Here is a 988-nt window from a genome sequence, read left to right as displayed (position 1 = left end):
GATGGCGGCGTCGAGGCTGGGCACGTCGGCGACGGCCAGATCCAGCGACAGGTACTCCTGCGACCAGTCCCGCTCGGTCGCCGGTACGACCTCGACACCGTGCGTCTTCCCGTGCGCCGCAACGGATTCGTCTCCGTGCACGGTGACGCCCGCGGCGGCGAGCGCGGGCAGCAGCATCGCGTGGAAGCGGTCGGCGACCGCGGCGTGCACCAGTACCGTCTCGGCGGCGTTGCACACCGACGGGCGCTGCGTCTTGGCGTTGAGCACGATGGCGAGGGCGTCGTCGAGGTCGGCGTCGGCGTCGACGTACACGTGGCAGTTGCCGACACCGGTCTCGATCACCGGCACCGTCGACTCCTCCACCACCGTACGGATCAGCGCGGCGCCACCGCGCGGGATCAGCACGTCGACCAGGCCACGCGCCCGCATCAGGTGCTTGACCGAGTCGTGCGTGTCGCCCGGCACCAGCTGCACCGCGTCGGCGGGCAGCCCGGACGCGGCCAGCGCGTCGCGCAACACCGCCACGATCGCGGCGTTGGACCGCCGCGCCGACGACGACCCCCGCAGCAGCACCGCATTGCCCGACTTCAGCGTCAGCCCAGCGGCGTCGGCGGTCACGTTCGGCCGGCCCTCGTACACGATCCCGACCACCCCGAACGGGACGCGCAGCTGCCGCAGCTCCAACCCGTTCGGCAGCGTCGAGCCGCGCACCACCTCGCCCACCGGGTCGGGCAGCCCGGCCACCTGACGCAACCCGTCGGCCATCCCCTCGACCCGCGAACCGTTGAGCGACAACCGATCCAGCATCGCCTCGCCGGTACCGGCGGCGCGCGCGGCGGCCACGTCGGACTCGTTCGCCGCCAGGACCTCCGCGGCCCGGGACACCAGCGCCTCGGCCATCGCCCGCAACGCCGCGTCCTTCACCGCACGCGACGCCACCGCCAACTCGGCCGCGGCCACCCGCGCCCGCTCCGCGCACGCCCGTACC

Annotated in this window: 1 protein-coding gene; it reads right to left on the bottom strand. The window is 74.0% G+C overall.

Annotated features, from left to right (window positions below):
* A partial coding sequence (locus Aru02nite_RS36280; RefSeq protein WP_239077183.1) for a glutamate-5-semialdehyde dehydrogenase occupies positions 1–988 on the bottom strand: 988 nt, incomplete at both ends.

The organism is Actinocatenispora rupis (assembly GCF_016861975.1).
GTDB classification, from domain to species: domain Bacteria; phylum Actinomycetota; class Actinomycetes; order Mycobacteriales; family Micromonosporaceae; genus Actinocatenispora; species Actinocatenispora rupis.
The sequence above is the reverse complement of the archived record's forward strand: the minus strand, read 5'-3'. Positions and strand labels throughout refer to the sequence as shown.